Here is an 11813-nt window from a genome sequence, read left to right on the forward strand (position 1 = left end):
ACAAAAGCGGTGCAATATGCAAGTTTTTATCATGCGTCACGGCGACGCGGCACTCGATGCCGCCAGTGACTCAGTACGTCCTTTGACCGTCTGTGGCTGCGACGAATCTCGTCTGATGGCGACCTGGCTTAACGGTCAAAAAGTGGACATCGAACGCGTTCTGGTGAGTCCGTTCCTGCGTGCAGAACAGACGCTGGATGTGGTAGGGGAGTGTATGAACCTGCCGACCAGTGTGGATGTTCTGCCTGAACTCACCCCGTGTGGCGATGTAGGCCTTGTCAGCGCTTATCTTCAGGCGCTGTGCAATGAAGGTGTCGCTTCCGCGCTGGTCATTTCCCACCTGCCACTGGTTGGCTATCTGGTATCTGAGCTGTGCCCGGGCGAGACCCCGCCGATGTTTACGACATCCGCCATTGCCAATGTTTCTCTCGACGAAACGGGCAAAGGTGTCTTCAACTGGCAAATGAGTCCGTGCAACCTGAAGATGGCAAAAGCTATCTGACGTGACGTGCGATATGGCGGGGTGCAATGTGCTTCCCGCCATTCTGTCAGGGCAACTCTGGCGGCTGCCACTCTTCCACTTCAATCAACACCAGCAACGCGGCATCTCCGCCGTACTCTTTCGGTGCCTGATGAAAAGCCATTACGTGTGGGTGTTGAGCCAGCCACAGCGGCGTTTGTTGCTTGAGGATATGTTTACCGTGGCCGTGCATCACGCAGGCGCAAAAAACATGTTCACGGCGACAGGCGGCGATCAACGCCCCCAGCTCTTGTTTCGCCTGCATCTGCGTTAAACCGTGCAGATCGAGAAACAGCTCCGGCGAATAATCCCCGCGGCGTAATTTTTTCAGCTCAAAATGGCTGACGTCTTCGCGTACGTACTTCACAGCCCCCTGCGTATTGAGCAGCGGCTGAAATTCATCTGAAAAATAGTGGCTGTTATCGGCCTGCTCCTGCAGAAGACGCTTGACCGGTACTTCGCTGATTTTTTTACGCAGCGGGCGATGGACGATGGTGTCCTGCGTGATTTTACGCGTCCCGGTCATCAGCTGACGGAAGAGCGCCTGATCCTCCTCGCTGAGCGATGTTTTCTTTTTCATTCGTCATTCTCATCTCGTATTTCCGACAGTGTACCCGACTAAACGCATTTTTTAACCTCAAGCGAGACGCGTCATTGCTGATTTATCGCCGTCTTCATGGCAAACTAGCCGCCGAAAATTATGCGAGCATGCCCTGGAGGAAAGAGTGGATAAAATTTTTGTCGATGAAGCAGTAAACGAGCTGCATACCATACAGGACATGTTGCGCTGGTCGGTTAGCCGCTTCAGCGCCGCCAATATCTGGTACGGTCACGGTACCGATAACCCGTGGGATGAAGCCGTACAGCTGGTGCTGCCGTCTCTCTACCTGCCGCTGGACATTCCGGAAGACATGCGCACCGCGCGCCTGACTTCCAGCGAAAAACACCGCATCGTTGAGCGCGTGATCCGCCGCGTGAACGAGCGCATTCCGGTCGCCTATCTGACCAACAAAGCCTGGTTCTGCGGCCACGAGTTCTATGTCGATGAACGCGTGCTGGTGCCGCGCTCGCCGATTGGCGAGCTGATCAACAACCACTTTGAAGGCCTGATCGGCCATCAGCCGCAGCACATTCTCGATATGTGTACCGGCAGCGGCTGCATCGCGATTGCCTGCGCGTACGCCTTCCCGGAAGCGGAAGTAGACGCCGTCGATATCTCCACCGACGCGCTGGCCGTGACCGAGCACAACATCGAAGAGCATGGGCTCATCCATCACGTTACGCCAATTCGCTCTGACCTGTTCCGCGATCTGCCGACGCTGCAGTACGATCTGATCGTTACCAACCCGCCGTACGTCGATGCGGAAGACATGTCCGATCTGCCGAACGAATACCGTCACGAGCCGGAGCTGGGTCTGGCGTCAGGCTCTGACGGCCTGAAGCTGACCCGCCGCATTCTGGCCTGCGCGCCGGATTATCTGACCGACGACGGCGTTCTGATTTGTGAAGTGGGCAACAGCATGGTACATCTGATAGAGCAGTACCCGGATGTGCCGTTCACCTGGCTTGAGTTCGACAACGGCGGTGACGGCGTCTTTATGCTGACCAAAGCGCAGCTGCTCGACGCGCGCGAACACTTCAGCATCTATAAAGATTAATCCAGCGGGCTTCGGCCCGTTTCACAACGCTCAAACACAAACAACAACATCGGAGCCGTGATGGCAGGAAACAGTATTGGACAGTTATTCCGCGTGACCACCTTTGGCGAGTCACACGGGCTGGCGCTGGGCTGTATCGTTGATGGCGTACCGCCAGGCATCGAACTGACCGAAGCCGATTTACAGCACGACCTCGACCGTCGTCGCCCGGGCACCTCTCGCTACACCACGCAGCGTCGCGAGCCGGACCAGGTCAAAATTCTCTCCGGCGTCTTTGAAGGCCGCACCACCGGGACCAGCATCGGTTTGCTGATCGAAAACACCGATCAGCGCTCCCAGGACTACGGCGCCATCAAAGACGTCTTCCGTCCGGGCCACGCCGACTACACCTACGAACAAAAGTATGGCTTCCGCGACTATCGCGGCGGCGGACGTTCTTCCGCGCGTGAAACCGCGATGCGCGTGGCGGCAGGGGCGATTGCTAAGAAATACCTGCAGCAGAAATTTGGCATCGTTATCCGCGGCTGTCTGACCCAGATGGGCGACATTCCGCTGGCGATCAAAGACTGGGATCAGGTTGAACAAAACCCGTTCTTCTGCGCCGATGCCGACAAGCTTGAGGCGCTGGACGAACTGATGCGTGGCCTGAAAAAAGAGGGCGACTCCATTGGCGCGAAAGTGACCGTGGTGGCCGACGGCGTCCCGGCTGGCTGGGGCGAGCCGGTATTTGACCGTCTCGACGCCGACATTGCCCACGCGCTGATGAGCATCAACGCGGTGAAGGGCGTAGAGATTGGCGACGGCTTTGACGTGGTTCAGCTTCGCGGCAGCCAAAACCGCGATGAGATTACGAAAGCGGGCTTCCAGAGCAACCATGCGGGCGGCATCCTGGGCGGTATCAGCAGCGGGCAGCAGATTGTTGCCAACATCGCGCTGAAGCCAACTTCCAGCATCACCGTGCCGGGCCACACGATTAACCGCGATGGCGAAGAAGTTGAGATGATCACCAAAGGACGTCACGATCCGTGCGTGGGGATCCGCGCGGTGCCGATCGCAGAAGCGATGCTGGCGATCGTGCTGATGGATCACTTCCTGCGCCAGCGCGCGCAGAATGCGGATGTGACGACCACCATTCCACGCTGGTAAACATGAAAAAAACCGCAATTGCTCTGCTGGCGCTGCTTGCCAGTGGAGCCAGTCTGGCCGCGACGCCATGGCAAAAAATCACCCACCCGGTGGCGGGGAGCGCGCAGTCCATTGGCGCCTTTTCCAACGGCTGTATCGTCGGTGCCCAGGAGCTTCCTCTCCAGTCTGATACCTATCAGGTGATGCGCACCGATCAGCGTCGTTATTTCGGCCACCCGGACCTGGTGCTGTTCATCCAGCGTCTGGGCAATCAGGTGCATAACCTGGGGCTGGGCACGATGCTGATTGGCGATATGGGGATGCCTGCCGGCGGGCGTTTTAACGGTGGACACGCCAGCCACCAGACCGGACTGGATGTTGATATCTTCCTGCAGTTGCCGAAAGCGCGCTGGTCGTCTGCCCAGCTGCTGAAACCGCAGGCGCTCGATCTGGTGGCGAGCGACGGTAAGCGCGTTGTGCCATCACTCTGGACGCGGGATGTTTCCAGCATGATCAAGCTGGCGGCTGAAGATAACGACGTCACGCGGATTTTCGTTAACCCGGCCATCAAGCAGCAGCTCTGCCTGGATGCCGGAACCGATCGTGACTGGCTGCGCAAAGTGCGCCCGTGGTTCCAGCATCGTGCGCACATGCACGTTCGTCTGCGCTGCCCGGCGAATAGCCTGGAATGTGAAGATCAGCCGCTACCTCCGCCAGGCGATGGCTGCGGTGCGGAACTGCAAAGCTGGTTTGAGCCGGCAAAACCTGGAACCTCTAAGCCTGAGAAGAAGACACCGCCTCCGTTGCCGCCTTCCTGCCAGGCGCTACTGGATGAGCATGTACTTTAATGGATAATTTCGTCGATCTGTTTATGGTGTCACCGCTGCTGCTGGTGGTGCTGTTCTTTGTGGCCATGCTGGCCGGTTTTATCGACGCGCTCGCGGGCGGCGGCGGGTTGTTAACCGTGCCCGCTCTGCTGGCGGCGGGCATGAGCCCGGCGCAGGCGCTTGCCACCAATAAGCTTCAGGCCTGCGGCGGCTCGCTCTCGGCGTCGCTCTATTTTATCCGCCGTAAGGTGGTGAGCCTGGCCGATCAGAAGCTCAATATCCTGATGACCTTTATCGGCTCCACGTCGGGCGCGCTGCTGGTTCAGCACGTGCAGTCCGATATTTTGCGCCAGATCCTGCCGATTCTGGTCATCTGCATCGGGCTTTACTTCCTGCTGATGCCAAAGCTCGGTGAAGAAGACCGCCAGCGTCGCCTGTACGGCCTGCCGTTTGCCCTGGTTGCCGGGGGCAGCGTGGGTTTTTACGACGGTTTCTTCGGGCCGGGGGCGGGTTCATTTTATGCGCTGGCGTTCGTGACGCTGGCCGGGTTTAACCTCGCCAAATCCACCGCCCATGCCAAAGTGCTCAACGCGACCTCAAACGTCGGCGGCCTGCTGCTGTTTATCATCGGCGGTAAGGTTATCTGGGCAACCGGATTTGTGATGATGGCAGGGCAGTTCCTGGGCGCGCGCGCGGGCTCGCGTCTGGTATTAAGCAAAGGGCAAAAACTTATTCGCCCGATGATCGTCATCGTCTCGGCCGTAATGAGCGCCAAACTTCTTTATGACAGCCATGGACAGGAGATCCTCACCTGGTTGGGGATGCACTAATGAACAGTACGCATAAATACGAACAGCTGATTGAGATTTTCGACGGCTGTTTTGCCGACGATTTTAATACCCGTCTGATTAAAGGCGACGACGAACCGATCTATCTTCCTGCTGATGCGGAGGTTCCGTATAACCGCATTGTCTTTGCCCACGGCTTTTATGCCAGCGGCTTGCACGAGATTTCGCACTGGTGCATTGCGGGTAAAGCGCGGCGCGAGCTGGTGGACTTCGGTTACTGGTACTGCCCGGACGGACGTGATGCCGCCACTCAGGGCCAGTTTGAAGATGTGGAAGTGAAGCCGCAGGCGCTGGAATGGCTATTCTGCGTCGCGGCGGGTTTCCCGTTCAACGTCAGCTGTGACAACCTCGAAGGCGACTTCGAGCCAGACCGTATCGTCTTCCAGCGCCGCGTTCACGCGCAGGTGATGGAATATCTTGAGAAAGGCATCCCGGAACGTCCGGCACGCCTGATCGAGGCCTTACAGAATTATTACCACACGCCGGTTATCACGGCGGAATGCTTCCCTTGGCCGGAAGATCTTTAACAGAGGAAAGAAGATGATCGCAGAATTTGAATCACGCATTCTGGCGTTAATTGATGACATGGTGGAACACGCCAGTGATGATGAGCTGTTCGCCAGCGGTTATCTGCGTGGTCACCTGACGCTCGCGGTAGCCGAGCTGGAAGCGGGGGACGATCACTCTGCCGACGCCGTTCACGCCGAAGTGGCCCGCAGTCTGGAGAAAGCCATTCAGGCCGGAGAGCTCTCGCCGCGCGATCAGTCTCTGGTGTTAGGCATGTGGGACACTTTGTTCCAGCAGGCGAAAGCGAAGTAAGTGTTTCACCTCCCTCTCCCTGTGGGAGAGGGACGGGGTGAGGGCACCAGACCGCACCCTACTTAACCTTCTTCCCCTTCAGCAGTTTCCGTACCCACAATCGATTCGGATTCAGCCCCGCAAGCGTAACCCTGTCCAGCGGAATCGGCTCGCCGCTCATTTGCGCGGCTAACACTTCCGCCAGCAGCGGCGCGGAACAGAGCCCGCGAGACCCTAATCCACCCAGCATAAACAGCTCCGGATACACCGGCGAGGTCACCGCCGTTTCCTTGCGTTCAGCAAGATCCTGATAGGCCTCAAGCGTCGCGTCGTAGTCCGCCACATTTCCCGCCATCGGCAAATGGTCGCGAGTGGCGCAGCGCACGCCGCAGCGCGCGTCACCCTCGCTGACGTCAACCTCTCTCGCCCACGCCGCATCCGGGAAACAGTCAATCAGGCGCTGGCGGTTCTGGGCCTGATCCGCTTCGCTGTAGCGCATATCCGCTTCGCCACGATGGTAGCTGGCCCCGATGCAGTGGTGGCCGTTAGACGGATTTTGCGGCGTCAGATAGCCGTCATAGCACAGCACCTGACGCAGTTTGCTCAGTTCGGGCGCGGAAGGAATATGGCTTACCTGGCCGCCGACCGGATAAACCGGCAATGATTCTGTCTGGATAAACTGGCTGATGTGATGCCCGTTTGCCAGCACAACGCTGGCATGACTCGCCTCTTTGCCATCGGCAAAACGCAGATTCCAGCGTTCTGTCCGGCTCAACGATTCAACCTTGTGAGCATAATGCGCCGTCAGCCCGCGCGACTGCACCAGGGCAATGACCGCCGCGGTCAGTTCAGCCGGGCACAGCCAGCCGCCGAGTGGATACTGAATGCCCCCACACCCGGTTTCCACGCCAGCGGTCTCTGCCACCTCTTGCGCACTTACCGCACGGGCAATCTCGTCAGGCAGACCCAGCGACAGCATCTGCGTGATTTTTTGCTGGCTCTTTTCATCCCAGCCGAGCTGCGTCACGCCGCACCAGTCATGGTCAAACGCCACCGGCAGGATATCGTACAGGCGACGAGCGAAGGTAAATGCCGCCGGGAAAAACCGGAACAGGGCCGGGTCGTGCGCGCTTAAAAGCGGATAGAGCGCCCCCTGGCGGTTGCCGGACGCACCGCTTGCTGGCGCGTCGTCAGCACAGTAGAGCGTGACCTGCCAGCCGCGGTGGAGAAGCGCGAGAGACAGCAGAGCGCTGGCGATCCCCCCGCCGACTATCGCCACCTCACGGGATGCGCTGGCGCCGCGTGCAAACCAGGGGGCACTTGCGGGGATGTCCAGCGTCTGCTCCATTCTGCCGACCAGCATGTCGCGCTTGCGGCCAAAACCTTTGGTTTTCTGCATGGTAAAGCCCGCCTCCTGCAGTCCGCGGCGGACAAAGCCTGCCGAGGTGAAGGTGGCAAGCGTTGCGTCCGGGCGCGCCAGCCGCGCCATCGCGCTAAACAGATGCTGGCTCCACATGTCCGGGTTTTTGGCGGGGGCAAAGCCGTCAAGGAACCAGGCGTCCACCGTCTGATTCATCGAATCATCGAGCGTATCGGTCAGGTCATTGATGTCGCCAAGCCATAAATCCAGCGTCACGCGTCCGCCGTCCAGAATCAGACGGTGACAGCCGCCAATGTGGGGTGGCCACTGCGCCTGAAGCTGCTCCGCCCAGGCTGCAAGCTCTGGCCAGCGCTGATGAGCGAGCCGCAGATCGTGCGCGGTGAGCGGGAATTTTTCGAAACTGATGAAATGTAATCTTTGTAGCGTAGCCTCAGGGTGGGCAGCGTGAAACTGGTCAAACGCCTGCCAAAGGGTCAGAAAATTGAGCCCGGTACCGAATCCGCTTTCCGCGACCACAAACAGGCTCCGCGGATGCTCCGGGAAGCGGGTGCTGAGCTGGTTTCCGTCGAGGAAAACATAGCGAGTTTCTTCGAGTCCGTTATCATTAGAAAAATAGACGTCATCAAAATCTCGGGAAACAGGTGTACCCTCAGCGTTGAATTCGAGGTTGGCGGGTTGTATAGCGTTTTGTTTCACGTAAGTTACTCGTCTGACAGGCAGTGGCACGATCTTAACGATGTGAGTCCATCGGTGCAAATTTCCGCAGAAAATGTCTGATCGGACTTGTTCGGCGTACAAGTGTACGCTATTGTGCGACTCGAAACTTACTATAGTGCGACTTACAGAGGTATTGAATGAAACGTGCAGTGATTACTGGCCTGGGCATTGTTTCCAGCATCGGTAATAACCAGCAGGAAGTCCTGGCATCTCTGCGTGAAGGACGCTCCGGGATCACTTTCTCTGAAGAGTTTAAAGATTCAGGTATGCGTAGCCACGTATGGGGTAACGTCAAACTGGACACCACCGGTTTGATTGACCGCAAAGTGGTTCGTTTCATGAACGATGCCTCTATTTATGCTTATCTCTCCATGCAGGAAGCGATCAAAGATTCCGGCCTGAGCGAAGAGGTTTATCAGAACAACCCGCGCGTGGGTCTGATCGCCGGTTCTGGCGGCTCATCAAAAGCGCAGGTATTCGGCGCTGACGCAATGCGTAGCCCGCGTGGTCTGAAAGCTGTAGGTCCGTACGTGGTCACCAAAGCCATGGGTTCTGCGGTTTCCGCGTGCCTGGCGACCCCATTCAAAATCCACGGTGTGAACTACTCCATCAGCTCCGCGTGTGCGACTTCCGCACACTGTATCGGTAATGCTGTTGAGCAGATCCAGCTGGGTAAACAGGACATCGTATTTGCTGGCGGCGGCGAAGAGCTGGGCTGGGAAATGGCCTGTGAATTCGACGCGATGGGCGCACTGTCCACCAAGTACAATGAAACCCCGGATAAAGCCTCCCGTACCTATGATGCGCACCGTGACGGTTTCGTTATCGCGGGCGGCGGCGGTATGGTTGTGGTTGAAGAGCTGGAGCATGCCCTGGCACGTGGCGCGCACATCTACGCTGAAATCGTGGGCTACGGTGCAACGTCTGACGGCGCCGACATGGTTGCGCCATCCGGCGAAGGCGCGGTGCGCTGCATGAAGATGGCGATGCACGGCGTTGACACCCCAATCGACTACCTGAACTCCCACGGTACCTCTACTCCGGTAGGCGACGTGAAAGAGCTGGGTGCGATCCGTGAAGTCTTCGGCGACAACAGCCCGGCAATCTCTGCGACCAAAGCCATGACCGGTCACTCTCTGGGTGCGGCTGGCGTGCAGGAAGCGATCTACTCTCTGCTGATGCTGGAAAACGGCTTTATCGCGCCGAGCATCAACATCGATGAGATGGACGAGCAGGCTGCTGGCCTGAACATCGTGACCAAACCAATGGACGCGACGCTGACCACCGTCATGTCAAACAGCTTCGGCTTCGGTGGCACCAACGCCACGCTGGTTATGCGTAAGCTGAAAGCATAAGTTTTACGTTTGATTCCGGAAGGGAGCCATAAGGCTCCCTTTTTTTATGCATTGACAAGCGGCTGATCTCACAGGCAAACTTCACCCCTCAACATTATCCTCACGATAATGCGTAAGCGTTTAACGTCAACCAACGCACCTTAATCCTGATAATCAGGTAGAGGGGGCGTGGCATTTCCCCGCCTTACTCTTCATTTCGGAGTAAAGCATGACTGCAGTAACTCAAACAGAAACAACCCCTTCAGCGAACGTCTCGCTGTTCCGTATCGCTTTCGCGGTATTTCTGACCTATATGACCGTCGGCCTGCCGCTGCCGGTGATCCCGCTGTTCGTTCATCAGGAGCTGGGCTATGGCAACACCATGGTCGGCATTGCCGTGGGCATTCAGTTTTTAGCCACGGTATTGACCCGCGGTTACGCCGGACGGCTGGCGGATCAGCACGGTGCAAAACGCTCGGCGCTACAGGGGATGTTTGCCTGTGGGCTGGCGGGCGGCGCATGGCTGCTGGCTTCTCTCCTGCCGGTAGACGCCGCGTATAAGTTTGCGCTGCTGGTGCTGGGCCGCTTAATCCTGGGCTTTGGTGAAAGCCAGCTGCTGACCGGCACCCTGACCTGGGGAATGGGTCTGGTGGGGCCGGCACGCTCCGGCAAGGTGATGTCCTGGAACGGCATGGCCATCTATGGCGCGCTGGCCGCAGGCGCACCGCTTGGGCTGCTGATCAATAGCCAGTTTGGGTTTGCGGCGCTGGCTGCCACCACCATGGCTTTACCCCTGCTGGCGTGGGCGTTTAACGGCTCGGTGCGTAAGGTGCCTGCGCACAAAGGCGAGCGTCCTTCCCTGTGGAGCGTGGTCGGCCAGATCTGGCAGCCGGGTCTTGGCCTGGCGCTGCAGGGCGTGGGTTTTGCGGTGATCGGTACCTTCGTCTCGCTCTATTTTATGAGCCGCGGCTGGGCGATGGCCGGTTTTACGCTCACCGCGTTTGGCGGCGCGTTTGTGCTGATGCGCGTTTTCTTCGGCTGGATGCCGGATCGCTTTGGCGGCGTGAAGGTAGCGGTGGCGTCGCTGGTGATTGAAACCATCGGTCTGCTGCTGCTGTGGAATGCACCCGTTGCATCCGTTGCGCTGCTTGGTGCGGCGCTGACTGGGTGCGGCTGTTCACTGATCTTCCCGGCGCTGGGCGTTGAAGTGGTGAAGCGCGTGGCCCCGCAGGTGCGCGGTACGGCGCTGGGCGGCTATGCGGCCTTTCAGGATATCTCATACGGGGTAACCGGACCGCTGGCCGGGGTGTTAGCCACCTCGTTTGGTTATCCGTCCGTCTTTCTGGCCGGTGCGGTTTCCGCAGTGGTGGGGATCGTGGTGACGCTGGTGGCGTTTCGCAGGACTTGAGCCGTTATTGCCGGGTGGCGGCTGTGCCTTACCCGGCCTACGGTTCGAGCCGCTTTAGGCCCGGTAAGCGCAGCGCCACCGGGCAAAATATCAGGCAACCAGCCAGAAAATCGCCAGCGCAATCAGTAGCGCAATAAACATCAACCCCGGACGCGCAGAGAGCGTTCTGAACGTCTCGACGACCGGCGCAAACAGCGGGCTGTAGATCGGCTGAATGTTTCTCACCTCCGGCACGCCGCCTTCGCGCTCGGCGCGGCGAACGAAGATTTGATTGAGCAGATCCTGCACCTGCGCGGTGGTCAGAACCGTTTGCGGCGTGGCCTGCCAGTTTTGCTGGGCGTAATCCCGGATGACTTCAAACTCGTGCGGCTCAAGCGGCTGCTTCAGTGCCGCCTGGACGGTATGCAGGGTAGGGGCATTCTGGGTGCTGAGCGTCTGGCGCGCCTGGAGCCAGGTCACCAGATGCGTAAACTGTTTGGCCGGGATCAGCTCACCCGCCTTCACGCCGGACAGCTCCAGCATGGATTGCCAGATAAGCTTCGTCGGTTCGCCGGTGGCCGCAGCCAGCTTCGTCACCATCTGCTTGAGCGTGTTGTGCTCGGCAGGCAGCAGCGGACGCTCGGTCGCCGGGCGCACCTGAGGCTGCGGGATAGACAGCTCGTTGTTCTGCAGCAGGGTCAGCACGGTTTTGAGCTGGTCGGGCGTCAGCTGGCCCAGCGCGGTCTGACCATACTGCTGGCGAATAAAATCGCTCACCGCCTGCCGGTTATTACCCTGGCCCAGCAGCTCTGTCAGCTGAGCGACAATCTGGCGCGTGGTGTGGTTCTGCTGCGCGGTATTAATACGCTGGTTCAGGTTTTGCTCGGCCGCAGGGAAATGGCGCGACTGCAGCGGTGCGTCGTTCCTCACGCCTAAATCATGCTTTACCCCGGCCCAGACTTCCGCGTTTTGCTGTGAAGTCAGCGCAATCAGGCGCGTGATCAGTCGCTCCAGCACGGTGCGCTGTTGCGTGGATAGCGGTTGTTCACCGGCAACGTTTGGCGTGACGGGGCCTTCACCCGGAGGGCGTGGCGGCGTACCTGAAATGGGCTGCATCGTCAAAAATCCTTAAAGTCAAAACTCAGCGTAAACCAGGCATACATATATGCCTGGCGGCGAGATTATGGCACACTTGGCAGGTTTTCTTCCTCTCAAACA

The 11813-nt window shown here is 58.6% G+C and carries 12 protein-coding genes; 9 read left to right on the forward strand and 3 right to left on the reverse strand.

Translation table 11 applies throughout. The features are described 5' to 3' along the window. Window positions 1-16 precede the first annotated feature (16 nt). On the forward strand, window positions 17-502 hold the full coding sequence (sixA, locus tag UR289_RS10925; RefSeq protein WP_032659231.1) for a phosphohistidine phosphatase SixA: 486 nt from the start codon (window positions 17-19) through the stop codon (window positions 500-502). A 46-nt stretch (window positions 503-548) separates the two neighbouring features. Here sixA and smrB read toward each other — a convergent pair whose 3' ends face one another. Next, window positions 549-1100: an endonuclease SmrB gene (gene smrB, locus UR289_RS10930; RefSeq protein ID WP_033146105.1), complete on the reverse strand. Its 552-nt coding sequence runs from the start codon at window positions 1098-1100 to the stop codon at window positions 549-551. 145 nt (window positions 1101-1245) lie between these two features. Here smrB and prmB point away from each other — a divergent pair, with 145 nt between their 5' ends. Genes prmB through UR289_RS10960 form a run of 6 tightly spaced genes read left to right on the forward strand, consistent with a single transcriptional unit; the run spans window position 1246 to window position 5797 of the window. After that, window positions 1246-2178, forward strand: a complete 933-nt coding sequence (prmB, locus tag UR289_RS10935) for a 50S ribosomal protein L3 N(5)-glutamine methyltransferase (RefSeq protein WP_008502612.1) — start codon at window positions 1246-1248, stop codon at window positions 2176-2178. Between the two features lie 60 nt (window positions 2179-2238). Then, a complete protein-coding gene (aroC, locus tag UR289_RS10940; protein WP_029742149.1) occupies window positions 2239-3324 on the forward strand; it encodes a chorismate synthase in 1086 nt (361 codons plus the stop codon). 2 nt (window positions 3325-3326) lie between these two features. Continuing rightward, complete coding sequence (gene mepA, locus UR289_RS10945) at window positions 3327-4151, forward strand: penicillin-insensitive murein endopeptidase (protein ID WP_047647178.1); 825 nt, start codon at window positions 3327-3329, stop codon at window positions 4149-4151. Next, window positions 4151-4960, forward strand: a complete 810-nt coding sequence (locus tag UR289_RS10950; RefSeq protein ID WP_045354340.1) for a sulfite exporter TauE/SafE family protein — start codon at window positions 4151-4153, stop codon at window positions 4958-4960. The genes mepA and UR289_RS10950 overlap by 1 nt, the downstream gene beginning before the upstream one ends. Next, window positions 4960-5505, forward strand: coding sequence for an elongation factor P hydroxylase (locus UR289_RS10955; protein ID WP_033146101.1), 546 nt, complete (start codon window positions 4960-4962; stop codon window positions 5503-5505). The genes UR289_RS10950 and UR289_RS10955 overlap by 1 nt, the downstream gene beginning before the upstream one ends. Before the next feature lie 13 nt (window positions 5506-5518). Continuing rightward, the gene (locus tag UR289_RS10960) at window positions 5519-5797 is read left to right on the forward strand and encodes a YfcL family protein (RefSeq protein ID WP_023312573.1); all 279 of its coding nucleotides are present in this window, start codon (window positions 5519-5521) and stop codon (window positions 5795-5797) included. 58 nt (window positions 5798-5855) lie between these two features. Here the strand turns inward: UR289_RS10960 and mnmC are convergent, their stop codons facing one another. Then, window positions 5856-7853, reverse strand: a complete 1998-nt coding sequence (gene mnmC / locus UR289_RS10965; RefSeq protein WP_320710090.1) for a bifunctional tRNA (5-methylaminomethyl-2-thiouridine)(34)-methyltransferase MnmD/FAD-dependent 5-carboxymethylaminomethyl-2-thiouridine(34) oxidoreductase MnmC — start codon at window positions 7851-7853, stop codon at window positions 5856-5858. A 158-nt stretch (window positions 7854-8011) separates the two neighbouring features. Between mnmC and fabB the strand changes: the two genes are divergently transcribed. Next, window positions 8012-9229 (forward strand): beta-ketoacyl-ACP synthase I, encoded by a 1218-nt coding sequence (gene fabB, locus UR289_RS10970; RefSeq protein ID WP_023312571.1) that lies wholly within the window; start codon window positions 8012-8014, stop codon window positions 9227-9229. Window positions 9230-9437: 208 nt separating this feature from the next. Then, window positions 9438-10616, forward strand: a complete 1179-nt coding sequence (locus tag UR289_RS10975) for an MFS transporter (RefSeq protein ID WP_087823064.1) — start codon at window positions 9438-9440, stop codon at window positions 10614-10616. A 90-nt stretch (window positions 10617-10706) separates the two neighbouring features. On the opposite strand, the gene flk is transcribed toward UR289_RS10975, so the two are convergent. Then, window positions 10707-11711 carry a flagella biosynthesis regulator Flk gene (flk, locus tag UR289_RS10980; RefSeq protein WP_029740201.1) on the reverse strand — a complete coding sequence of 335 codons (1005 nt, stop codon included), beginning with the start codon at window positions 11709-11711 and terminating at the stop codon, window positions 10707-10709. Window positions 11712-11813: the final 102 nt, after the last annotated feature.

The sequence above is a fragment of the Enterobacter sp. 302C9 genome (genome assembly GCF_034106085.1).
GTDB lineage: Bacteria > Pseudomonadota > Gammaproteobacteria > Enterobacterales > Enterobacteriaceae > Enterobacter > Enterobacter asburiae_B.

Excerpts from the sequence above, each read along its gene's own strand:
- flk (WP_029740201.1), bottom strand. The coding sequence starts at position 11,711 with ATGCAGCCCATTTCAGGTACGCCGCCACGCCCTCCGGGTGAAGGCCCC.
- fabB (WP_023312571.1), top strand. The coding sequence starts at position 8,012 with ATGAAACGTGCAGTGATTACTGGCCTGGGCATTGTTTCCAGCATCGGT.
- smrB (WP_033146105.1), bottom strand. The coding sequence starts at position 1,100 with ATGAAAAAGAAAACATCGCTCAGCGAGGAGGATCAGGCGCTCTTCCGT.
- UR289_RS10950 (WP_045354340.1), top strand. The coding sequence starts at position 4,151 with ATGGATAATTTCGTCGATCTGTTTATGGTGTCACCGCTGCTGCTGGTG.
- sixA (WP_032659231.1), top strand. The coding sequence starts at position 17 with ATGCAAGTTTTTATCATGCGTCACGGCGACGCGGCACTCGATGCCGCC.
- aroC (WP_029742149.1), top strand. The coding sequence starts at position 2,239 with ATGGCAGGAAACAGTATTGGACAGTTATTCCGCGTGACCACCTTTGGC.
- mepA (WP_047647178.1), top strand. The coding sequence starts at position 3,327 with ATGAAAAAAACCGCAATTGCTCTGCTGGCGCTGCTTGCCAGTGGAGCC.
- UR289_RS10955 (WP_033146101.1), top strand. The coding sequence starts at position 4,960 with ATGAACAGTACGCATAAATACGAACAGCTGATTGAGATTTTCGACGGC.
- UR289_RS10960 (WP_023312573.1), top strand. The coding sequence starts at position 5,519 with ATGATCGCAGAATTTGAATCACGCATTCTGGCGTTAATTGATGACATG.
- UR289_RS10975 (WP_087823064.1), top strand. The coding sequence starts at position 9,438 with ATGACTGCAGTAACTCAAACAGAAACAACCCCTTCAGCGAACGTCTCG.